This window comes from Streptomyces sp. NPDC056161 (assembly GCF_042268025.1).
In the GTDB taxonomy this organism is placed as follows: Bacteria; Actinomycetota; Actinomycetes; order Streptomycetales; family Streptomycetaceae; genus Streptomyces.
Window position 1 is genome coordinate 12,215 of sequence record NZ_JBHJUV010000064.1, and the last position, 21,687, is coordinate 33,901.

Below are 21,687 nucleotides of genomic sequence, written 5' to 3' on the forward strand. Positions count from 1 at the left end.
CGAACGGGGGTGTTGAAAACGTCGGCTCCCGGATTAGGGTGGGTGTCTCAGTGATTGGACAGTTCTGACCCGACAGGAGGCCGGCAGTGAGCACCGAGCAGGCGCGGCTGCGCAAGCTCCGCAATTACGTCGACGGTGAGTTCCGGGACGCCGCAGACGGACGGACCACCGACGTGGTCAACCCCGTGACGGGCGAGGCGTACGCGACCGCGCCGCTGTCCGGCCGGGCGGACGTGGACGCCGCGATGGCGGCCGCCGCCGCGGCCTTCCCCGGCTGGCGCGACACCACGCCCGCCGAGCGGCAGAAGGCTCTCCTGAAGATCGCCGACGCGTTCGAGGAGCGCGCCGAGGAACTGATCGCGGCCGAGGTGGAGAACACGGGCAAGCCGGTCGGGCTGACCCGCTCCGAGGAGATCCCGCCGATGGTCGACCAGATCCGGTTCTTCGCCGGCGCGGCCCGGATGCTGGAGGGCCGTTCGGCCGGCGAGTACATGGAGGGCCTGACCTCCATCGTCCGCCGCGAGCCGGTCGGCGTCTGCGCGCAGGTCGCGCCCTGGAACTACCCGATGATGATGGCCGTGTGGAAGTTCGCCCCGGCGATCGCCGCGGGCAACACGGTCGTGCTGAAGCCGTCGGACACCACCCCGGCGTCCACCGTCCTGATCGCCGAGATCCTCGGCGGGATCCTCCCCAAGGGCGTCTTCAACGTCATCACCGGCGACCGCGAGACCGGCCGTCTGATGGTCGAGCACCCGGTCCCGGCGATGGCCTCCATCACGGGTTCCGTGCGCGCCGGCATGCAGGTCGCCGAGTCCGCGTCCAAGGACCTCAAGCGGGTCCACCTGGAGCTGGGCGGCAAGGCGCCGGTCGTCGTCTTCGAGGACACCGACATCCCGAAGGCCGTCGAGGACATCTCCGTGGCGGGCTTCTTCAACGCCGGCCAGGACTGCACCGCCGCGACCCGCGTCCTCGTCCAGGAGTCCATCCACGACGAGTTCGTCGCCGCGCTGGCCAAGGCCGCCGCCGACACCAAGACCGGGCAGCCCGACGACGAGGACGTCCTCTACGGCCCGCTGAACAACCCCAATCAACTGCGGCAGGTCTCCGGCTTCATCGAGCGCCTGCCCGCCCACGCCAAGGTCGAGACGGGCGGCCGGCAGGTCGGCGAGAAGGGCTACTTCTACGCGCCGACCGTCGTCTCGGGCCTCAAGCAGGACGACGAGATCATCCAGCACGAGGTCTTCGGGCCGGTCATCACCGTCCAGTCCTTCGCCGACGAGGACCAGGCGGTCGAGTGGGCCAACGGCGTCGAGTACGCCCTCGCCTCCTCCGTGTGGACCAAGGACCACGCCCGTGCCATGCGGATGTCCAAGAAGCTCGACTTCGGCTGCGTGTGGATCAACACCCACATCCCGCTGGTCGCCGAGATGCCGCACGGCGGCTTCAAGAAGTCCGGCTACGGCAAGGACCTGTCGGCGTACGGCTTCGACGACTACACCCGCATCAAGCACGTCATGACGTCCCTGGACGGCTGACCCGTCCGCGACAGGGCCCCGGAAGGTCCGCGACAGGGCCTCCGGAACGTCCGCGGCCGGATCCCCGGAGCGTCTCCGCCGGCCGCGGAAGGACTCCCGTACGGCCGCGGAAGGACTCCCGTACGGCCGCGGAAGGACTCCCGTACGGCCGTGGACGGTCACGGCCGTGGACGGTCCGTCGTACGGCCCCGGAGTGGTTCCGGCACACGGCCGCGGAAGGTCTGCCGCACGGCTCCTGGGAAGGTCCTGTACGGCCCCGGACGGGCGTCCCCGCCCTCCGGGGCCGTTTCGTGTCAACTGCCGGGCGATTGCCCGCAGCTGACGGATCGACAACGTGTCGGGTTCGGCGGTGCCCGCTCGACGCGGCGTCGCTCGTCCCAAGCGGGTCGGCTTCACCGAGCGGTGGAACAAGATCGTGGGGCTGTAGGAGACCGGCAGCACCCGAGGACCGCTGGAGAGGCACCGAACTCCCCTGCCCAGGCTCGGAGTTGCGGAGCGACGTGCGTGGGAGTGGTGAAGAGTTCTCGCACGGTTCTGGGGATTCGGTCACGGGAGCGGAAAGATCGGGGGCCCACTCGGCGCTTGCGACAGGGCGGGCGCCGCTCCATGCGATGGGAGACCGATCAACGATGTTCACTCTGGTGCGGAGCAGAGTACGGACGGCGGTGCTCGCGCTCTCGGCCGTCACGGCCCTCGCCTTCGGCGCGACCGCCACGTCCGGCGCGGCAGCGGCCCCCGCTGCCGCGAAACAAGGACCGACCTCGGTGGCGTACGTCGAGGTGAACAACAACAGCATGCTGAACGTCGGCAAGTACACCCTCGCGGGCGGCGGCAACGCCTTCGACGTCGCCGTGATCTTCGCGGCGAACATCAACTACGACACGGGCACGAAGGCGGCGACCCTGTACTTCAACGAGAACGTGCAACGCGTCCTCGACAACGCCGCCACCCAGATACGGCCGTTGCAGCAGAAGGGCATCAAGGTCGTCCTCTCGGTGCTCGGCAACCACCAGGGCGCGGGCTTCGCCAACTTCCCGTCCCAGCAGGCGGCTTCGGCGTTCGCGAAACAACTGTCGGACGCCGTGGCCAAGTACGGCCTCGACGGCATCGACTTCGACGACGAGTACGCCGAGTACGGCAACAACGGCACCGGCCAGCCCAACGCCAGCTCGTTCGTGTACCTGGTGTCGGCACTGCGCGCCAACATGCCGGACAAGATCATCAGCCTCTACAACATCGGCCCGGCCGCGTCGCGCCTGTCCTACGGCGGCGTCGACGTCTCGTCCAAGTTCGACTACGCCTGGAACCCGTACTACGGCACCTGGCAGGTTCCCGGCATCGCCCTGCCCAAGTCGAAGCTGTCGCCGGCGGCCGTCGAGATCGGCAGGACCTCGCAGAGCACCGTCGCCGACCTCGCCCGCCGCACGGTCAGTGAGGGGTACGGCGTCTATCTGACGTACAACCTCGACGGCGCCGATCGCAGCGCCGACGTCTCCGCGTTCACCAGGGAGCTGTACGGCAGTGCCGCCGTCTACACGCCGTAGGCCGACCGCGTTCCCCGGCGTCCGGTGCCCCCTCGGGGCTTGCCGCGTCCCGTAGGTCCGCGCCCGGGGCAGGCCGCGCTTTCGACAACGATGTCGAAGGCGCGGTCGCACGCGACGACCACGTCGATGTCACCCGCCCTCCCGGCAGCTCCGACACGCCGAACGCGTACGGCCGCAATGCCCACGTTCCCGGGCGCAACGGTGAACCGTCGTGCCCGGTCCGGGTATTGCGGGCGGGATCAGACGGTGAGGACGAGTTTGCCCTGGAGGTGGCCCTCGTCGAGCAGCCGGTGGGCGTCGGCGACACGCTCGAAAGGGAACGTCTTCTGCACGTGGACCCGGAGCCTGCCCTGTTCGACGAGTTCGACGAGACCGCGCAGGGCGACCGGATCGGGATCGACCGCGATGCCGCTGAAGCGCAGGCCGGCCGCCTCGTACGCGGCGGTGAGCCGCGCATCCTCCTCGGCGACCGCCGTCACCAGGTGGCCGCCAGGGCGGAGCACTTCGAGCGACCGCTCGACGGTGTCGCCGCCGATCGTGTCGAGTACGACGTCGATGTCGCGCACCGCCTCGGTGAAGTCGACCGCCGTGTAGTCGATCACCTCGTCGGCGCCGAGCTCCTCGACGAACGTCCGCTTGCTCCCGCCGGCGGTCGTGATCACATGCGCGCCGAGTGCCTTCGCGATCTGGATGGCGACGTGGCCGACTCCGCCACCGCCGCCGTGGACCAGGACGCGGTCGCCCTCGGTCACGCCGCCGAGGTCGACGAGGCCCTGCCACGCCGTCAGCCCGACGACCGGCAGCGCGGACGCCTCGACGTGCGAGAGTGACGCCGGCTTGCGTGCCAGGTGCAGCGCGGGCGCCGACACGGCCTCGGCGTACGCGCTCGCCGCCCGCGGGAACAGCGGCATCCCGAACACCTCGTCGCCGGGCCTGAACCGCCACGTCTGCGGCGCCTCCTCGACCACTCCGCTGATGTCCCAGCCGAGGACGAACGGCGGCCGGCCGATCAGCGGGAACTCGCCGGCGCGCAGGCGCGCCTCCAGCGGGTTCAGCCCGATCGCCCTGACGCGGACGAGGACCTCGGTCGGGAGGGGCTGGGGCTCGGGCGCGTCCACGATGGTGAGCACCTCGGGACCGCCGAGCGACTGCTGGGTGATGACGCGCATGACTCTCCTGGTGGCTCTGGAGGGGAGGAGGGGGAGAACCCAGGCTATGTTTCCGACAGGAACCAGCAGGTACCTTTGGCGCCATGAGCGCTTTCGGTCCCGGTGGTGTCTTTCTCGCCGACTGTCCGGCGCGTCTGGCGGTCGAGCTGATCGCGGACAAGTGGACGGTGGTCGTGCTCTACGGCCTCAGCAAGGGCCCGGTGCGCCACGGCGAGCTGGCCGAGCTGATCGGCGGCATCTCCCGCAAGATGCTCACTCAGACGCTCCGACGGCTTGAGGCGCACGGGCTCATCCGCCGCCAGGCCTATGCCGAGGTGCCGCCCCGCGTCGAGTACGAGCTGACCCCCCTCGGGGCGACGCTGATCGATCCGATCCACATGCTGACCGAGTGGGCGAGGGCGAACGGCGACGCGGTGCTCGATGCGCTCGACGCCCATCCCGAGCCGGTCGCCCGCCGCGACTGAGGCCCCCGCTGGGTGTTCCGTCCGGGCAGGCCGTGGCCGACCGCCAGGACGGACAAGTGCTCCGTCGGCCCTGTGGGCGGCGTGTCAGGCCGGTACGGGTCCGCCGGCGGTCAAGATGATCAAGACGATCAAGGCGTGTTCAGCATCCGCCCGGGGGACGGCCAGAACCCGGCGCACGGGACGTAGGACCGGCCGACCCCGCTGCCCCGGTCGGTGTGCCCGGGGATGAACCCTGGACCTGCTGTTGTTCCACCAGCAGGTGTTCCCGGCGGTCCGGCTGTCGCGGCTCGTGCCGTGCGGGCCGCCCCGGCGGCGTGCACCGTCGTGCGGCGCGCACCGGAGCGTGGTGTGACCGGGATGTGGTGTGACCGGGGCGGCGGGGTCGCTCCGTGGCGTCGGCTCCGCGGGCACCGCGCGTCGCGTGCCGGTGTACTGGATGTCGACGCGCCACGTGCCGACCGCCGACACGAGCACCGACGCACGAGCACCGACGCACGAGCACCGACCGACTGACGATCTACCTGCTCACCAACGACCTACTGACCGATGACTGACCGACTGACCGACTGACCTATGAACCACGACGACCGACGAGCGGCTGAGGATGTCTTTGGAAGCCATTGACTACACGGGCCAGAGCGCATGCGGCAAGGACACGCGTTCCCCGTTGCGCGACTTCCTGCGGACCGAGACCGGAAGCGCCGCCGTCCTGATGGCGGCGGCGCTCGCGGCGCTGGTCTGGGCGAACGCCGCACCGGGCGGCTACGAGACGTTCTGGCACACGCACCTGTCCGTCCGGCTCGGCGCCCATGGCATCTCCCTCGGCCTGCGGGAATGGGTGAACAGCGGACTGATGGCGCTGTTCTTCTTCGTCGTCGGACTGGAGGCGCGCCGCGAATTCGACATGGGGGAACTGCGCGACCGCAAGCGGCTCGCGCTGCCGCTCGTGGCGGGCGTCAGCGGCATGATCGTGCCCGTCGTGATCTACCTCGCGGTCACCGCGGGCCATGGCTCGGCACAGGGCTGGGGCGCGGCGATGTCCACCGACACCGCCATCGCCCTGGGCATGCTGGCCGTGGTCGGCCGGCGCATGCCCGCCGGGCTGCGGGTCTTCATCCTCACGATCACGGTCGTGGACGACTTCGTGGCGCTCGCCGTCATCGCCGTCGCCTACAGCACCCGCCTCGGCGTGACGGCGCTGCTGGTGGCCGTCGGTGTCTTCGTCGTCGTCCTGCTCGTCCGGCGGGCCGGGGTGCGTCACGGAGCCGTGTACGCCTTCCTCGCGGTCGTGGCGTGGGCCGCGCTGCTCGAATCCGGGGTGGATCCCGTGGTCATCGGTCTCGCGATGGGCCTGGTGACGTACGCGTACCCGGCTTCGCGCAGCGACCTGGAACGGGCGAGCGGCCTGTTCCGGAAGTTCCGCGAGCAGCCCACGCCCGAGCTGGAGCGGTCCCTGCGGGCCGGCCTCGCCTCGGCCGTCTCCCCGAACGAACGCCTGCAACGCATGTACCACCCGTGGACCAGCTATGTCGTGGTCCCGCTGTTCGCACTGGCAAACGCCGGCATCCCCCTCGGCGGCGAACAACTGGTCCGGGCCTTCACCTCGCCGGTCACCCTGGGCATCCTGCTGGCCTACGTCCTGGGCAAGCCGCTCGGCATCCTCGGGGCGTCGGCGCTGGCCACCGCGCTCAGCCGCGGCCGGCTGCGGCTCCCGGTCGGCTGGGGGTCGGTCACCGCGGCGGGCACGCTCGCCGGAGTCGGCTTCACGGTCTCCCTGCTGATCGCCACGCTCGCGTTCCGCGGCACCGACCTGGAAAACGCGAAGATCGGCATCCTCAGCGCGTTGATCTGCTCCTTCCTGACCAGTCGGCTCGTCACCGCGGTCATCGGGGCGCTGCCCCGCCCGGCGCGGCTGCGGGCGACGCTCGGGAAGGCGGAGACGCTGGTCGACCTGGCGGTGCCCGTCGACCCGGACCGGGACCACGTCCGGGGACCGCGGCACGCACCGGTGACCGTCGTCGAGTACGGCGACTACGAATGCCCCTATTGCGGGCTGGCCGAACCGATCGTCCGCGAACTGCTCCAGGACTTCGGCGACGTGCGCTACGTATGGCGGCACCTGCCCCTGACCGATGTCCATGTGCACGCGCAACTCGCCGCCGAGGCCGCGGAGGCCGCCGCCCTCCAGGGGCGTTTCTGGGAGATGCACGATCTGCTGCTCAGCCATCAGGGCGCCCTGGACCTGGACGACCTGCGGGACTACGCCGTGCGGATCGGACTGGAGCCGACGCGGTTCGAGAAGGACCTGGACACCCATGCCGGTGCGCCCTGGGTCGCCGAGGACGTGGACTCGGCGGACCTCAGCACGGTGGCGGGCACACCCACGTTCTTCGTCAACGGCCGCAGGCACCACGGCGCGTACGACATCGGCAACCTGTCGGCGGCGGTACGGGCCGCCCGAGCGCGCGCCGCCGTCGCGGCCTGACGCAACGCCTCGTCGCCGTGCGCCAAGGCCCAGGCACCGAGGGCGTCGATCGGGGCGAGCAACGTCCGCCCCAGCCCGGTGAGTCCGTACTCGACCCGGGGCGGCGAGCCGCCGTACGCGCGACGCGCGACCAGCCCGTTGCAGTCCAGCCGGCGCAGGGTCCCGGTCAGCACCTTCTGGCTGATCCCGCCGATCCGCACGCTACGCGACCTCGGCTGCACCCCCTTGGACGCCGGCGGGCTGGACCGCGCGGGGCTGCTGGCGGCGACGGCCGCGCTGCTCATCGGACTCTGGCTGGGCGAGGGCGCGGACGCCCAGGCCATCGCCCCGCCCCTGGAGTTCGCCGGCCGCCGCGACCGCCCACGGCAGAGCGGGCCGGACGCGGTCCCGCCGCGGTCGGGCGGTACACCGTAGGTCCAGTGCGCGTCCGGTGCCGGTCCGGTGGTGCCGCGCCGCGCCGGCGCTGCGGCATCCGTGGGTTCGGTGGGTTCGGTGGGTTCCGCGGGTTCGGTGGCTCAGGGCCGCCCGTCCGGCCATGACGCGCTCTGGCGGAGGGCGCAGAGCGTGTCGATGCGGTTCGTGGTGATCGAGTCGACGCCCAGGTCGAGCAGGCGGCGCATGGCGCGGCGGGTGTCGGGCGTCCACACGGACAGCAACCGGCCGCCGTGGTGGACGCGGGCCGCGAGGTCCCGGCCGACCAGGCTGAAGCGGTAGTTGAGCCAGCGCGGGCCCACCGCCGCCAGCAGCGCGGGCCGCGGGGGCGCCAGGGTCGTCCAGGTGAGGGCGATCTCGGCGGCCGGGTCGGCGGCGCGGACGGCGAGCATCGCCTCGGCGCCCGCGCAGTAGTAGACGCGGTCCCGCGCCCCGGACGCGTGGACGACCTCCACGATCCGCCGCGCGGCCCGGCGCTCGGTCAGGCCCGGCAGGTCGACCATCACCCGGCCGCCGTCCGTGGCGGCCAGCGCCTCCTCCAGTGTCGGTACACCACCCGCGGTGAGCCCGCGCACCTCGGCGGCGGACAGCGACCCGAGCGGCCGGTCCTGCTCCCACAGCCGCTCCAGCGTCGCGTCGTGGAGCAGCACGGGCACGCCGTCGCGGGTGAGCCGTACGTCGATCTCGACCGCGTCCGCGCCCCGTAGGAGCGCGGAACGCAGCGAGTCGATCGTGTTCTCACGGAAGCGGTAGGGGTCGCCGCGGTGCGCCACGGCGGTCACGGTCTGCATGGACCCCATTCTGCGGGTGACCGGTGCCCGACGGGCTCAGGCGGCGAGCCACCGAGCCGTGTACGTGTCGATCTCGGCGGCGATCGCGGCCTTGCCCGCCGGGTCCAGGAAGGACGCCTCGACCGCGTTCTTGGCGAGGCCGGCCAGGCCCCGCTCGTCGAGGCCGAGCAGCCGGGCGGCCACCGCGTACTCGTTGTTGAGGTCGGTGCCGAACATCGGCGGGTCGTCCGAGTTGACCGTGACCAGGACGCCGGCGTCGACGAACTCCTTGATGGGGTGCTCGTCGAGGGTGCGGACCGCGCGGGTGGCGATGTTCGAGGTCGGGCAGACCTCCAGCGCAATGCGGTGGTCGGCGAGGTGGGCGAGCAGCTTGGGGTCGCGGGCCGAACTGGTGCCGTGCCCGATGCGCTCGGCGCGCAGTTCGGTCAGCGCGTCCCAGACCGTATCGGGACCGGTCGTCTCACCGGCGTGCGGGACGGAGCGCAGCCCGGCGGCGAGGGCCCGGTCGAAGTACGGCTTGAACTGCGGCCGGGGCACGCCGATCTCGGGGCCGCCGAGCCCGAAGGAGACCAGGCCCGCCGGGCGCAGCCCGTCGTCGGTGGCGAGCCGGGCCGTCTCCTCCGCGGCGTCGAGCCCCGCCTCGCCGGGGATGTCGAAGCACCAGCGCAGTACGGTCCCGAACTCCGCCTCGGCCGACTTGCGGGCGTCCTCTATCGCGTCCATGAAGGCGCGCGCGTCGATGCCGCGGCGGGTCGAGGAGTACGGCGTGACGGTCAGCTCGGCGTACCGCACCTGCTGCCGGGCCAGGTCGCGGGCCACCTCGTAGGTGAGCAGCCGGACGTCCTCCGGGGTGCGGACGAGGTCGACGACGGACAGGTACACCTCGATGAAGTGGGCGAAGTCCGTGAAGGTGAAGTAGTCCGCCAGCGCGTCCCGGTCGGTGGGGACCTTGGAGTCGGGGTGGCGGGCGGCGAGTTCGGAGACGATACGCGGGGAGGCGGAGCCGACGTGGTGGACGTGCAGTTCGGCCTTGGGCAGTCCGGCGATGAAGGTCCGCAGGTCGCGGGCGGCGGGTGTGGAGTTGTCGGTCAAGAGGTCCCTCCCCGGGAACGGCGCCGGCGGACCGGGGTCCGGGCGCGGTGATCGGCTGATCGGTGGTTCGGGGCTCATGGTAGGCCCGGGCCCGGGGCGGCCCTGGCTGCCCGTAGCATGACAGCACGCCGAGGAGAGGGGACCGTGCGCAATGTCCGACGAGGCACCGCAGAACGCCGCGGAGAGCGGAGCGACGCCCGGCGACGCTGCCTCACCCTCCCCTTCGCCCTGGCCGTTCCCCTCGTCCTCGTCCTCGCCCTGGCCGTCGCAGGCGCCTGACGACCGTCCCGCGGCGCCCGCCGCCGGCGACGGCACGGCGGCGAACAGCGGTACGGCCACCGGCGGTCAGGCCGGACCCGGCGGCGGGACGGCAGGCGGCGGGGCCGCGGTGGTGTCCTGGCCCGCGCCCGCCGGGACGGACACCGGGGCGTGGGACACGAGCGGGGGCTGGGCCTCGGTCTCGTCGTCGGCCGGACCGGACGGGTCGACTCCCGACCCGTGGACACCGCTCGCCGACCACACGACCGACGACGCGTCCCCCACGGACCGGGTGACCAAGAACACGCCCCCCAAGGACCGAATGACCAAGAGCACGTCCCCCACCGACCGGGTGCCCGAGGGCGCGGCGCCGGGTGGTGCCCCGGCCTCGGCTCCGACCCCCGGGCAGGACCACCGCGCGGTCACGCCCTCCCCGGAGGCGGGTTCGCCGCCGGTCTGGAGCCACCCGGACGGCACACCGCCCGTGGCCGAACCGCCGAATCCGTACGCGGCGCCCGGACCCTCGGCACCACCGGCGGCCGGCACCGGCAACCCGTTCGCTCCGCCGAACCCGGGGTCGCCCACGGGCACCCCCTTCGCACCGCCGGTCGCCCAGCCCCAGGGCTCGCCCGTCCCGCCGCCTCCCCCAGCCCCCGGCGGGCCGGGCCAGGTCCCGTACGGCTACCCGGGCCCCGCCGGTTACGGCTACCCGGCGCCGCCCGCACCGGGACCGGGCTATCCGGTGCCGCCCGCGGCCGGTCCCGGCTCCTACGGCTGGCCCGGCATGCAGCCGCCGCCGAGCAACGGCCTGGGCACCGCGGGCCTGGTGCTGGGCATCCTCTCGGCGATCGGCTTCTGCCTGTGGCCGGTGGCGTTCCTGCTGGGCGTGCTGGCGGTGATCTTCGGCGGGATCGGCCGCGGCAGGGCCGAGCGCGGCGAGGCCACGAACCCGGGCCAGGCACTGGCCGCCATCATCTGCGGCTCGGCCGGCATCGTGCTGGCCCTGACCATGCTGGCGCTTCTGATCTCCGCGACCATCTGACGACCGGCGTCCGGCACCTGGGACCCGGAGGGCGATCCGGTGCGACGGCTGCCCCTGGCACCCGCGCGACCACCGCCACCTCCCCTCCTCACCCGGTGGATGCGAGTCACCCGGTGGATGTGAGTCACCCGGTGGATGCGAGTCGCTCACGGGCCTCCATCAGGGCGAAGCCCAGGAGGTTCAGGCCGCGCCAGTGTTCGGGGCTCCCCGCCGCCTCGTCGTGCGCCGTCAGGCCGATGCCCCACACCCGGTCCACCGGACTCGCCTCCACGAGCACCCGGTCCCGGGTGTTCAGCAGGAACTCCCGCAGCTCCGCGAGCGCGCCGAACTTGTGCACGCTGCCCTCGACCACGATCCGGAAGCGCTCCCGCTCCCACACCGCCTCGTCGAAGCCCCGCACCAGCCGCCCGGCCTTCTTGGCCTGGGCGGGATGAGCGGCGGCCAGCACCAGGCGCTCCGCCTCCCCGTCCTCGAAGAGTCTCGCCTTCGCGGCCATCATCCAGTGCTCCGCCGTCGCGTACTCCACTCCGGCCACCGTGAACGGTGACGGCCACCACTGGCTGAGACACCCTGTTCCGACGCGCCCGTCCGCCCGCGGCCGGTGCCCCCAGAAGTGCAGATACCTGACGCGCGCGCCCGCCCGGACCTCCCTGGTCAGGGCCTGAACCGAGTCGATCCTCCCCATGCGCGCCAGTTTGGCAGGCGCCACCGACACTCCGCCCTCGGATTCCCGGGCGCCTCGCCGACCGGTCGACAGATTCCGTCGCGTAACCAAAAGGCAACAACGGAATCACTTGTTGGAGTCCCTCGGCTCTGTCAGGATCGGCACTCAAATCGAGCTGGAGCCACGCCACCCGCCCCCCGGGACGGGACGACGGCGGAGGGGAGCGACATGCACCACCCGGGCACCGCCGCCCCGGAACGATTCCCGGCACGGGAGCGCTTCGCGGCCGGAGCGCAGTACGTCGCCGGGCGTCCGGCGAAGGGCACGTCGGGCCGCACCCACTCCGTGGTCGATCCGGCCACCGGCGAGGACGTGTACACCTACGAACTGGCCGGCCCGAAGGACGTGGACGCCGCGGTCGCCGCCGCCCGCGCGGCCTTCCCGGCCTGGTCCGCCGCCACTCCCGGCGAGCGCTCCGACGCGCTGCACCGGCTCGCCGCCGTCCTCGCGGACCGCGCGGAGGAGTTCGCCCGCGCCGAGTCCCTCCAGTGCGGCAAGCCGCTCAAGCTGACCCGGGAGTTCGACGTCCCCGGGACCGTCGACAACGCGGCGTTCTTCGCCGGCGCCGCCCGACATCTCCCGGGCCAGTCCGCCGGTGAGTACTCCGGCGACCACACGTCGTACGTCCGCCGCGAGCCGATCGGTGTGGTCGGCTCGATCGCGCCCTGGAACTACCCGCTCCAGATGGCCGCCTGGAAGATCCTCCCGGCCGTCGCCGCGGGCAACACCGTCGTGCTCAAGCCCGCCGAGCTGACCCCGCTGACCTCGCTGATGTTCGCGGAGGCCGCGACCGCCGCGGGCATCCCGGACGGCGTCGTCAACATCGTCACCGGCACCGGCGCTCAGGCGGGGGAGCACCTGGTCGGCCATCCCGACGTGGCCATGGTCTCCTTCACCGGGTCCACGGCCGTCGGCAAGCGCGTCGCCGGGATCGCCACCGCCACCGTCAAGCGCCTCCACCTGGAGCTGGGCGGCAAGGCCCCCTTCGTGGTCTTCGACGACGCCGACCTCGACGCCGCCGCCAACGGAGCGGTCGCCGGCGCCCTCATCAACACCGGGCAGGACTGCACGGCCGCCACGCGCGCGTACGTGCAGCGCCCGCTCTACGAGGCGTTCGTCGAGCGGACCGCCGCCCTGATGGAGAGCGTCCGGCTCGGCGACCCGTTCGCCCCCGGCACCGACCTCGGCCCGCTGGTCACGCACGCCCAGCGCGACCGCGTGGCCGGCTTCGTCGACCGGGCCCGCGGCTACGCGCGCGTGGTGACCGGCGGTGCGGCACCCCTGGGAGATCTGGCGAACGGCGCGTACTATCGGCCCACCCTGGTCGCGGACGCGCCGCAGGACAGCGAGGTCGTCCAGTCCGAGATCTTCGGTCCGGTGCTGGTCGTCCTGCCGTTCGACAGCGATGATGCGGGGATCCGGCTGGCCAACGACACCCCGTACGGTCTCGCCGCCTCGGCGTGGAGCCGGGACGTCTACCGGGCGAACCGCGCCACCCGCGAGATCAAGGCGGGCTGTGTCTGGGTCAACGACCACATTCCGATCATCAGCGAGATGCCGCACGGCGGCTATCGGCAGTCCGGCTTCGGCAAGGACATGTCCAGCTATTCGTTCGAGGAATACACGCAGGTGAAGCACGTCATGTTCGACAACACCGCGGTGGCCCGCAAGGACTGGCACCGCACGATCTTCGGGGACAGGCAGGACCGATAGCGAGACCGGCCGGCCGCTGACCACGGCCGTGCCCCACCATCCCTTTCGAAAGGGCAGCACGCGCATGGAGCAGTACGAGCCCGACCGCCACACCCCGGTCCGAGCGGCCGCCGTGCGGCGCAGTCTCCGGGACGGCAGGGCCGCCCCCACCCGCCGTTCACTGCTGCGTGCCTCCGCGGGCGGTCTGCTCGCGGCAGGCGGACTCGGGGCGCTGACCGGCTGCGGGATCCCCGCGGCCGGCCGGACGCAGGGCGGCACGTCCGCCGAGGACCACTCGGCCACGGAGAAGACCGTCGACTTCTCCAACTGGCCCGAGTACATCGACGTCGACGCGAGCGGGAAGACCCGTCCGACGCTCGACACGTTCGCCCGGCGGACCGGTATCACGGTGAAGTACACCGAGGACATCAACGACAACAACGAGTTCTTCGGCAAGATCCAGCCGCAGCTCGCCGCGGGCCAGGCCACCGGCCGCGACATCATCGTGCTCACCGACTGGCTGGCCGCCCGGATGATCCGCCTCGGCTACGTCCAGAAGCTGGACGCGGCCAACCTGCCGCACGCCTTCACCAACCTCTCGCCCCAGTTCCGCAATCCCGACTGGGATCCGGGCCGCGCCTACTCCTACCCCTGGCAGGGCATCTCGACCGTCATCGCGTTCAACAAGAAGGCGCTCGACGGCATCGAGGTGCGGTCGGTCTCCGATCTGCTCGACAATCCCAAGCTCAAGGGCCGGGTCGGCTTCCTGTCGGAGATGCGTGACAGCGTGGGCATGACCATGCTCGACATGGGCAAGGACCCCGGGAAATTCACCGACGACGACTTCGACGCGGTGCTGGCCCGGCTCCAGCAGGCCGTCGACCGGGGCCAGATCCGCCGCTTCACCGGCAACGACTACACCTCGGACCTCTCCAAGGGCGACCTGGCCGCCTGCGTGGCCTGGGGCGGCGACATCGTCCAGCTCAAGGCGGACAACCCGGACGTCGACTACGTCATCCCGGCCGGCGGCTACATGACGTCGACCGACAACATGCTGATCCCCAACAAGGCCCGCCACAAGACGAACGCCGAGCGGCTGATCGACTTCTACTACCAGCCGGAGGAGGCCGCCGCGCTCGCCGCCTACGTCAACTACGTCTCTCCCGTCGACGGCGTGAAGCCCTACCTGGAGAAGATCGACAAGTCCGCGGCGGAGAACCCGCTGATCCTGCCCGACCGTGCCATGCAGGCCAAGTCCCACGCCTTCCGCGCGCTGACGCAGAAGGAAGAGACGGCCTACGAAGAGAAGTTCGCGAAGCTCACAGGGGCGTGACGAGGATGACCAGCACAGACAGCGGCGGCGACGTCCGCCTCAGTGGCATCGGCAAGACCTACGGCTCCTTCACCGCCGTGCACCCGCTGGACCTGACGGTGCCGCAGGGTTCCTTCTTCGCCCTGCTCGGCGCCTCCGGCTGCGGCAAGACCACCACCCTGCGCATGATCGCGGGCCTGGAGGAGCCGACCTCGGGCACCGTGCACCTCGGCGACGAGGAGGTGACCCATCTGCCGCCGTACAAGCGGCCGGTGAACACGGTCTTCCAGTCGTACGCCCTCTTCCCGCACCTCGACATCTTCGAGAACGTCGCCTTCGGTCTGCGCCGGCGCGGCATCCGGTCGGTGAAGAAGCAGGTCGAGGAGATGCTGGACCTGGTGCAGCTGGGCGAGCAGGCGCGCAAGAAGCCGCACCAGCTCTCCGGCGGCCAGCAGCAGCGCGTCGCCGTGGCCCGCGCCCTGATCAACCACCCCAGGGTGCTGCTCCTGGACGAGCCACTGGGTGCCCTCGACCTCAAGCTGCGCCGCCAGATGCAACTGGAGCTGAAGCGGATCCAGACCGAGGTCGGCATCACCTTCATCCATGTCACCCACGACCAGGAGGAGGCCATGACCATGGCCGACACGGTCGCGGTGATGAACGCCGGCCGGGTCGAACAGCTGGGTTCGCCCACCGACCTCTACGAGAACCCGCGGAGCACGTTCGTCGCCAACTTCCTCGGCACCTCCAACTTCATCGAGGCCGAGGTGGGCTCCGCCGACGGCGACGACCTCGTCCTGCGGGCGGGCGGCGGAAAGCTGGTGCTGCCCAGGGCGCGGTGTTCCGCGCGGGCGCGGACCGGCGACAAGGTGCTGGCGGGCGTCCGCCCCGAGAAGATCTCCCTCACCCACGCCGACGACGCGGGCGCGATACCCGAGGGCCGCAACCGCATCACCGGCACCATCGCCGACGCCAGTTTCATCGGCGTCTGCACGCAGTACGTCGTCGACAGCGCCGTCTGCCCCGAGTTCGCGGTGTACGTGCAGAACGTCGACCGGGACGGCCGGCTCGTGCCCGGCGCCGAGGTGGTCCTGCACTGGAGCCCCGCCCACACCTTCGGCCTCGACGCCTCGCAGTCCCTGCTCGCCGGGACAGAGGGCACCGCCGGTGTGGAGAGCGCCGAGGAAGAGGCCGCGTAGCGATGTCGACACTCACCGAGGCGCCGCCGCCGACCGCCGGGACGCCGCAGACGCCGGAGAAGAAGGCCCCGCGGCGGCGCGGCCGCTGGACCCCGTACTGGCTGCTGCTGCCCGGCATCCTCTGGCTCGTGATCTTCTTCGCGCTGCCGATGATCTACCAGGCGTCCACGTCCGTGCAGACGGGCTCCCTGGAAGAGGGCTACAAGGTCACCTGGCACTTCGCGACCTACTGGGACGCGTTCGGCGAGTACTGGCCGCAGTTCCTGCGCTCGGTCTGCTACGCGGCGGCGGCGACCGTCCTGTGCCTGCTCCTCGGCTATCCGCTGGCCTATCTGATCGCCTTCCGCGCGGGCCGCTGGCGGAACCTGATCATGGTCCTGGTGATCGCGCCGTTCTTCACCAGCTTCCTGATCCGCACCCTCGCCTGGAAGACGATCCTCGCGGACGACGGACCGGTCGTCGGCGTGCTCCACTCACTGCACCTGCTGGACGTCACCGACTGGCTCGGCTGGACCGCCGGGGACCGGGTGCTGGCCACACCGCTGGCGGTGGTGTGCGGTCTGACGTACAACTTCCTGCCGTTCATGATCCTGCCGCTGTACACCTCGCTGGAACGCATCGACGGGCGGCTGCACGAGGCCGCCGGCGACCTGTACGCCAGGCCGTTCACCACCTTCCGCAAGGTGACCTTCCCGCTGTCCATGCCGGGCGTGGTCTCCGGCACGCTGCTGACCTTCATCCCGGCGGCCGGCGACTACGTCAACGCCGAACTCCTCGGCTCCACCGACACCCGGATGATCGGCAACGTCATCCAGACGCAGTTCCTGCGGATCCTGGACTATCCGACGGCCGCCGCGCTCTCCTTCATCCTCATGGCCGCGATCCTCTTCATGGTCACCTTCTACATCCGCAGGGCGGGGACGGAGGACCTGGTCTGAATGCCCGTCGTCAGCTGGCTCAAGCGCCGTCTCGTCGTCATCGCGGGACTCCTGACCCTCGGCTATCTGCTGCTGCCGAACGTCGTCGTCACGGTCTTCTCGTTCAACAAGCCCAAGGGACGCTTCAACTACGCGTGGCAGCAGTTCTCCCTGGACGCCTGGAAGGACCCGTGCGGGGTCGCCGACATGTGCGGGTCGCTGTCCATCAGCCTCCAGATCGCCGTGTGGGCGACGGTCGGCGCCACCGTCCTCGGGACCATGATCGCCTTCGCACTGGTCCGCTACCGCTTCCGGGCGCGCGGCGCCGTCAACTCGCTGATCTTCCTGCCCATGGCCATGCCCGAGGTCGTCATGGCGGCCTCACTGCTCACCCTGTTCCTCAACCTGGGCGCGCAGCTCGGATTCTGGACGATCCTGATCGCCCACATCATGTTCTGCCTCAGCTTCGTCGTCACCGCGGTCAAGGCCCGCGTGATGTCGATGGATCCGCGCCTGGAGGAGGCCGCCCGCGACCTGTACGCCGGGCCCGTGCAGACCTTCCTGCGGGTCACGCTGCCCATCGCGGCCCCCGGGATCGCCGCGGGCGCGTTGCTCTCCTTCGCACTCTCCTTCGACGATTTCATCATCACCAATTTCAACGCGGGCTCGACCGTCACCTTCCCGATGTTCGTGTGGGGCTCGGCCCAGCGCGGCACGCCCGTGCAGATCAATGTCATCGGTACGGCCATGTTCCTCGTCGCCGTACTGCTCGTCCTGGCCTCCATGGCCGTCGGGAACCGCCGCAACAGGCAGAAGGCGTGAGCCCGCGCGCGCAACCCCCGGTGGCCCCCGTCGCAGGGATTCGCAGGGATTCGTAGGGAGTTGAAATCATGGCCCCAGGTGCCATGAGCCGTAACAGCGAATGGACCGCGTCGCTCTCCGCGGCCCAGCCGGTCCCGTACTGGCTGGACGACCCCGCAAGGCCCCGCGCCGAGCCCGCCCTCACCGGCACCGAGACCTGCGACCTGCTGGTCGTCGGCGGTGGCTACAGCGGTCTGTGGACCGCGCTCCTCGCCAAGGAGCGCGATCCCGGGCGGGACGTGGTGCTGGTGGAGGGCCGGGAGGCGGGCTGGGCCGCCTCGGGCCGCAACGGCGGCTTCTGCGCCGCCTCCCTCACCCACGGTCTGAGCAACGGCCTGGCCCGCTGGCCGGACGAGATCCACCGCCTGGAGGAACTGGGCGCCCGCAACCTCGACGAGATCGAGCGGGCGGTCGACCGGTACTCCCTCGACTGCGACTTCGAGCGCACCGGCGAGATCGACGTCGCCACCGAGCCCTACCAGGCCGGAGAACTGCGCGCCTGGCACCGGGAGTTGCGCGAGCGGGGGCTCGCCGACGGCATCGACTTCCTGGACGCGGACGCCGTGCGCGAACAGGTCGACTCGCCGACCTTCCGAGCCGGTCTGTGGGACCGCAGGGGCGTGGCCGTGCTGCACCCCGCCAAGCTCGCCTGGGGCCTCAAGCGCGCCTGTCTCGGGCTCGGGGTGCGGGTGTACGAGCACACGCCCGCGCTGACCCTGCGGCCGTACGGCGCCGGGATGGCGGTCCGCACCCCGTACGGCGCGCTGCGCGCCCGCCGCGTCGCGCTCGGCACCAACGTCTTCCCGAACCTGGTCAGGCGGGTACGCGCCTACACCGTCCCGGTCTACGACTACGCGCTGATGACCGAGCCGCTTACCCCCGGGCAACTGGCGTCCGTCGGCTGGCGGGGCCGGCAGGGCCTCGGCGACAGCGCCAACCAGTTCCACTACTTCCGGCTCTCCGCCGACAACCGGATCCTGTGGGGCGGCTACGACGCGGTCTACCCGTACGGCGGCCGGGTGCGCGCCGAGTACGACCACCGCCCGCAGACGTACGCCAAGCTCGCCGGGCACTTCTTCACCTGCTTCCCGCAGCTCGCGGGCGTCCGCTTCACGCACGCCTGGGGCGGCGCGATCGACACCTGCTCGCGGTTCTCGGCGTTCTTCGGCACCGCCCACCAGGGGAAGGTGGCGTACGCGGCGGGCTTCACCGGCCTCGGCGTCGGCGCCACCCGGTTCGGCGCCGAGGTGATGCTGGACCTGCTGGCCGGGGAGCGGACGGAGCGCACCGCGCTGCGGATGGTCCGCACCAAGCCGGTGCCGTTCCCGCCCGAGCCGTTCGCCTGGACCGGCATCGCCCTCACCAAGTGGTCGCTGGCCCGCGCGGACAGCCATGACGGGCGCCGCAATCTGTGGTTGCGGGCGATGGACCGGCTGGGGCTCGGCTTCGACAGCTAGTGCGTTCCGCTGGGGTGGGCTGGGGCGGGGTGGGGCGGGGTGGGGTGTCTTTTGGCCGCGGGTGTGTGGGGGCCGGTCGCGCAGTTCCCCGTGTCCCTGTGGAGCGAACGGGTTTGGTGTGATCCAGGTCACTTCGGCTTGGGCCGTGAACTCGCGTAATGCGGGCCGCAGGGCCCCCTCTCCCTCGTGTGGCGCCATCGGCGACCGCGACAGAGAGGGAGGTTTCCGTGATGACTGGGGCGAAGACGGCAGTCGAATGGCTGGCATCCGTCGCACCGGACCCCGAGTCCTGCCGCTGGGAATGGGAGCGCAACCCGCACGGGGTCGCACTGCTGCCCGCCGGCAAGGCGTGGGACGTGCTCATCCTGCCGGGCGCGCTCGGCCACCCCACGCTCGACGTGCTCATCCGCGTCCTCGACCGGCCAGGCCCGGTGCTGGGCGACTCCGGGGCCGACCGGGTGGGCTTCTTCGTGCCGGCGGGCACCAGCGCCCGCTGGCTCGGCACCGGCATCCGCGCGGTCGGGCCCGGCACGTGGATCGTCGTGCCGTATCCCGGCCGGGTGACCCGCGGCGTGCGCTGGCTGGTGGCCCCGGACGGCTCCGGCACGCTCACCGACCCGGCGCTGCTGGAGCTGGCGATGCACGAGGCGGCGGCCGGGGAGGTCGTGGACGGCGGCGCCTAGCCGGGCGGTACGGCCCGGGTGAGTGCCAGAGGTCTTGACAACCAGATTGGTCTGGACCAAGTTGAGCGCGCTCCACCCTCCAATTCCCCCATGCCCGGAGGCCCTTGTGGACCGCCCCAACGGCACCAGATCCACCACCCGTACCAGAACCGTCCTCGCCGCGCTCACGGCCGCACTGCTGGCCGTGCCCGGCATCACCGTGCTCTCGTCGGCCGCCCGTGCGGCCGACGCGGACCTCACCCGCAACGGCGGCTTCGAATCCGGCCTCGACGGCTGGACCTGCCCGGCGGGTACGACCGTCGGCTCACCCGTGCACGCCGGCACCGCGGCGCTACAGGCCACCCCGGCGGGCAGCGACAACGCCCAGTGCGCGCAGACCGTGTCCGTGCAGCCCGACGCGCAGTACACCCTGTCCGGCTACGTCCGCGGCTCCTACGTCTACCTCGGCGCCAGCGGCACCGGCACCACCGACGTCTCCACCTGGACCCAGTCCGCCCCCGACTGGCAGAAGCTCAGCACCACCTTCCGCACCGGCCCCGGCACCACCAAGGTCACCATCTACACCCACGGCTGGTACGGCACCGGCGCCTACTACGCCGACGACGTCTCCCTGACCGGCCCCGGCGGCGCCACCCAGCAGCCGCCCGCCGCGCCGACCGGCCTGCGCACCGGCACCGTCACCTCCGCCAGCGTCGCCCTGTCCTGGTCCGCCGTCACGGGCGCGACGAGCTACGCGGTCTACCGGGACGGCGCCAAGGTCCAGACGGTGAGCGGCACCTCGGCGACCGTCACCGGACTCACCGCCGCCACCGCCTACGGTTTCCAGGTGACCGCGGTCAACGACGCGGGCGAGTCCGCGAAGTCCGCGACCGTGACCGCGACCACAGCGACGGGAGGCGGCGGCGGCTCCACCGACCTGCCCGCCCACGCCCTCGTCGGCTATCTGCACAGCACCTTCGCCAACGGCTCCGGCTACACCCGGCTGGCCGACGTCCCCGACAGCTGGGACGTCATCGACCTGGCCTTCGGCGAGCCGACCTCGGCCACCTCGGGTGACATCCGCTTCAACCGCTGCCCGGCCACCGAGTGCCCGAACGTGGAGAGCGACGCCGACTTCAAGGCCGCCGTCAAGGCCAAGCAGGCCGCGGGCAAGAAGGTGCTGATCTCCATCGGCGGCGCGAACGGCCAGGTCCAGCTGACCACGACCGCGGCCCGCGACACCTTCGTCTCCTCCGTCTCGAAGATCATCGACGACTACGGCCTCGACGGCCTCGACATCGACTTCGAGGGCCACTCGCTGTCCCTGAACACCGGCGACACGGACTTCAAGAACCCGACCACCCCGGTGATCGTCAACCTCATCTCCGCCCTGAAGACCCTCAAGGCCAAGTACGGCGACAAGTTCGTGCTGACCATGGCCCCGGAGACGTTCTTCGTGCAGATGGGCTACCAGTACTACGGCACCGGCCAGTGGGGCGGCCAGGACCCGCGCTGCGGGGCGTACCTGCCGGTCATCTACGCCCTGCGCGACGCCCTGACCCTGCTGCACGTCCAGGACTACAACTCCGGTCCCATCATGGGTCTGGACAACCAGTACCACTCCATGGGCGGCGCCGACTTCCACATCGCCATGACCGACATGCTGCTGACCGGCTTCCCGGTCGCGGGCAACGCCAACAGCGTCTTCCCGCCGCTGCGCCCCGACCAGGTCGCGATCGGCATGCCGGCGTCCGTGAACGCGGGCAACGGCTACGTGGCACCGTCCGAGGTCACCAAGACCCTCGACTGCCTGACCAAGAAGACGAACTGCGGCTCGTACCCCACCCACGGCACCTGGCCCGCCCTGCGCGGACTGATGACGTGGTCCATCAACTGGGACCGGTTCTCCGACTGGGAGTTCCAGAAGAACTTCGACGCCTACTTCGGCTGACCCCGGCCGGGCGGGTCGGGTCCCCAGCGCCTGCGACTCGCCCGGCTCCACCGGTCGTCGAACGTGCGCTGCCCCGCCCGCCCGGACCGTACGTGCCCGG

16 protein-coding genes and 3 pseudogenes are annotated in these 21,687 nt (G+C 71.4%); 14 read left to right on the plus strand and 5 right to left on the minus strand.

Annotated features, from left to right (window positions below):
* The first annotated feature begins 86 nt into the window (after window positions 1–86).
* Both ACFC09_RS38825 and ACFC09_RS38830 read left to right on the plus strand, forming a co-directional pair.
* Window positions 87–1,535, plus strand: coding sequence for a gamma-aminobutyraldehyde dehydrogenase (locus ACFC09_RS38825; RefSeq protein ID WP_376536541.1), 1,449 nt, complete (start codon window positions 87–89; stop codon window positions 1,533–1,535).
* Window positions 1,536–2,164: 629 nt separating this feature from the next.
* Window positions 2,165–3,079 (plus strand): endo-beta-N-acetylglucosaminidase H, encoded by a 915-nt coding sequence (locus ACFC09_RS38830; protein WP_376536543.1) that lies wholly within the window; start codon window positions 2,165–2,167, stop codon window positions 3,077–3,079.
* Between the two features lie 239 nt (window positions 3,080–3,318).
* On the opposite strand, the gene ACFC09_RS38835 is transcribed toward ACFC09_RS38830, so the two are convergent.
* Window positions 3,319–4,248, minus strand: coding sequence for an NADP-dependent oxidoreductase (locus ACFC09_RS38835; RefSeq protein WP_376536545.1), 930 nt, complete (start codon window positions 4,246–4,248; stop codon window positions 3,319–3,321).
* Window positions 4,249–4,331: 83 nt separating this feature from the next.
* Between ACFC09_RS38835 and ACFC09_RS38840 the strand changes: the two genes are divergently transcribed.
* Entirely contained in the window at window positions 4,332–4,712 is a 381-nt protein-coding gene (locus ACFC09_RS38840) for a winged helix-turn-helix transcriptional regulator (protein ID WP_376536547.1), read from the plus strand.
* A 604-nt stretch (window positions 4,713–5,316) separates the two neighbouring features.
* Entirely contained in the window at window positions 5,317–7,197 is a 1,881-nt protein-coding gene (gene nhaA / locus ACFC09_RS38845; RefSeq protein ID WP_376536549.1) for a Na+/H+ antiporter NhaA, read from the plus strand.
* 2 nt (window positions 7,198–7,199) lie between these two features.
* Here the strand turns inward: nhaA and ACFC09_RS38850 are convergent.
* Window positions 7,200–7,394, minus strand: a pseudogene (locus ACFC09_RS38850) (winged helix-turn-helix transcriptional regulator); the annotation flags it as partial.
* On the opposite strand from ACFC09_RS38850, the pseudogene ACFC09_RS38855 reads away from it, so the two are divergent.
* Window positions 7,393–7,611, plus strand: a pseudogene (locus ACFC09_RS38855) (hypothetical protein); the annotation flags it as partial. The pseudogenes ACFC09_RS38850 and ACFC09_RS38855 sit on opposite strands and share 2 nt — an antisense overlap.
* A 101-nt stretch (window positions 7,612–7,712) precedes the next feature.
* Here the strand turns inward: ACFC09_RS38855 and ACFC09_RS38860 are convergent.
* Both ACFC09_RS38860 and ACFC09_RS38865 read right to left on the minus strand, forming a co-directional pair.
* Window positions 7,713–8,420 carry a glycerophosphodiester phosphodiesterase gene (locus ACFC09_RS38860; RefSeq protein ID WP_376536551.1) on the minus strand — a complete coding sequence of 236 codons (708 nt, stop codon included), beginning with the start codon at window positions 8,418–8,420 and terminating at the stop codon, window positions 7,713–7,715.
* A gap of 36 nt (window positions 8,421–8,456) precedes the next feature.
* Window positions 8,457–9,636 (minus strand): annotated as a pseudogene (locus ACFC09_RS38865) (adenosine deaminase).
* Between the two features lie 27 nt (window positions 9,637–9,663).
* Here ACFC09_RS38865 and ACFC09_RS38870 point away from each other — a divergent pair.
* Complete coding sequence (locus ACFC09_RS38870; RefSeq protein ID WP_376536553.1) at window positions 9,664–10,812, plus strand: DUF4190 domain-containing protein; 1,149 nt, start codon at window positions 9,664–9,666, stop codon at window positions 10,810–10,812.
* A gap of 124 nt (window positions 10,813–10,936) precedes the next feature.
* On the opposite strand, the gene ACFC09_RS38875 is transcribed toward ACFC09_RS38870, so the two are convergent.
* Window positions 10,937–11,497, minus strand: coding sequence for an NADAR family protein (locus ACFC09_RS38875; RefSeq protein ID WP_376536555.1), 561 nt, complete (start codon window positions 11,495–11,497; stop codon window positions 10,937–10,939).
* 207 nt (window positions 11,498–11,704) lie between these two features.
* Here ACFC09_RS38875 and ACFC09_RS38880 point away from each other — a divergent pair, with 207 nt between their 5' ends.
* The 8 genes from ACFC09_RS38880 to ACFC09_RS38915 all read left to right on the plus strand — a co-directional run bounded on the left by ACFC09_RS38880 (window position 11,705) and on the right by ACFC09_RS38915 (window position 21,587).
* Window positions 11,705–13,249 carry a gamma-aminobutyraldehyde dehydrogenase gene (locus ACFC09_RS38880; RefSeq protein WP_376536557.1) on the plus strand — a complete coding sequence of 515 codons (1,545 nt, stop codon included), beginning with the start codon at window positions 11,705–11,707 and terminating at the stop codon, window positions 13,247–13,249.
* A gap of 64 nt (window positions 13,250–13,313) precedes the next feature.
* On the plus strand, window positions 13,314–14,561 hold the full coding sequence (locus ACFC09_RS38885; protein WP_376536559.1) for a spermidine/putrescine ABC transporter substrate-binding protein: 1,248 nt from the start codon (window positions 13,314–13,316) through the stop codon (window positions 14,559–14,561).
* Between the two features lie 5 nt (window positions 14,562–14,566).
* Window positions 14,567–15,739, plus strand: coding sequence for an ABC transporter ATP-binding protein (locus tag ACFC09_RS38890; protein ID WP_376536562.1), 1,173 nt, complete (start codon window positions 14,567–14,569; stop codon window positions 15,737–15,739).
* A 2-nt stretch (window positions 15,740–15,741) separates the two neighbouring features.
* A complete protein-coding gene (locus ACFC09_RS38895) occupies window positions 15,742–16,677 on the plus strand; it encodes an ABC transporter permease (RefSeq protein WP_376536564.1) in 936 nt (311 codons plus the stop codon).
* Window positions 16,678–17,478, plus strand: a complete 801-nt coding sequence (locus tag ACFC09_RS38900; protein ID WP_376536566.1) for an ABC transporter permease — start codon at window positions 16,678–16,680, stop codon at window positions 17,476–17,478. It abuts the gene before it with no gap.
* 68 nt (window positions 17,479–17,546) lie between these two features.
* Complete coding sequence (locus tag ACFC09_RS38905) at window positions 17,547–18,974, plus strand: NAD(P)/FAD-dependent oxidoreductase (RefSeq protein ID WP_376536568.1); 1,428 nt, start codon at window positions 17,547–17,549, stop codon at window positions 18,972–18,974.
* A 230-nt stretch (window positions 18,975–19,204) separates the two neighbouring features.
* Window positions 19,205–19,657 (plus strand): hypothetical protein, encoded by a 453-nt coding sequence (locus ACFC09_RS38910; RefSeq protein WP_376536570.1) that lies wholly within the window; start codon window positions 19,205–19,207, stop codon window positions 19,655–19,657.
* Between the two features lie 106 nt (window positions 19,658–19,763).
* Window positions 19,764–21,587 carry a chitinase gene (locus ACFC09_RS38915; protein ID WP_376536572.1) on the plus strand — a complete coding sequence of 608 codons (1,824 nt, stop codon included), beginning with the start codon at window positions 19,764–19,766 and terminating at the stop codon, window positions 21,585–21,587.
* The last annotated feature ends 100 nt before the right edge of the window (window positions 21,588–21,687 follow it).

Excerpts from the sequence above, each read along its gene's own strand:
- ACFC09_RS38830 (WP_376536543.1), top strand. The coding sequence starts at position 2,165 with ATGTTCACTCTGGTGCGGAGCAGAGTACGGACGGCGGTGCTCGCGCTC.
- ACFC09_RS38835 (WP_376536545.1), bottom strand. The coding sequence starts at position 4,248 with ATGCGCGTCATCACCCAGCAGTCGCTCGGCGGTCCCGAGGTGCTCACC.
- ACFC09_RS38840 (WP_376536547.1), top strand. The coding sequence starts at position 4,332 with ATGAGCGCTTTCGGTCCCGGTGGTGTCTTTCTCGCCGACTGTCCGGCG.
- nhaA (WP_376536549.1), top strand. The coding sequence starts at position 5,317 with ATGTCTTTGGAAGCCATTGACTACACGGGCCAGAGCGCATGCGGCAAG.
- ACFC09_RS38860 (WP_376536551.1), bottom strand. The coding sequence starts at position 8,420 with ATGCAGACCGTGACCGCCGTGGCGCACCGCGGCGACCCCTACCGCTTC.
- ACFC09_RS38870 (WP_376536553.1), top strand. The coding sequence starts at position 9,664 with ATGTCCGACGAGGCACCGCAGAACGCCGCGGAGAGCGGAGCGACGCCC.
- ACFC09_RS38875 (WP_376536555.1), bottom strand. The coding sequence starts at position 11,497 with ATGGGGAGGATCGACTCGGTTCAGGCCCTGACCAGGGAGGTCCGGGCG.
- ACFC09_RS38880 (WP_376536557.1), top strand. The coding sequence starts at position 11,705 with ATGCACCACCCGGGCACCGCCGCCCCGGAACGATTCCCGGCACGGGAG.
- ACFC09_RS38885 (WP_376536559.1), top strand. The coding sequence starts at position 13,314 with ATGGAGCAGTACGAGCCCGACCGCCACACCCCGGTCCGAGCGGCCGCC.
- ACFC09_RS38890 (WP_376536562.1), top strand. The coding sequence starts at position 14,567 with ATGACCAGCACAGACAGCGGCGGCGACGTCCGCCTCAGTGGCATCGGC.
- ACFC09_RS38895 (WP_376536564.1), top strand. The coding sequence starts at position 15,742 with ATGTCGACACTCACCGAGGCGCCGCCGCCGACCGCCGGGACGCCGCAG.
- ACFC09_RS38900 (WP_376536566.1), top strand. The coding sequence starts at position 16,678 with ATGCCCGTCGTCAGCTGGCTCAAGCGCCGTCTCGTCGTCATCGCGGGA.
- ACFC09_RS38905 (WP_376536568.1), top strand. The coding sequence starts at position 17,547 with ATGGCCCCAGGTGCCATGAGCCGTAACAGCGAATGGACCGCGTCGCTC.
- ACFC09_RS38910 (WP_376536570.1), top strand. The coding sequence starts at position 19,205 with ATGACTGGGGCGAAGACGGCAGTCGAATGGCTGGCATCCGTCGCACCG.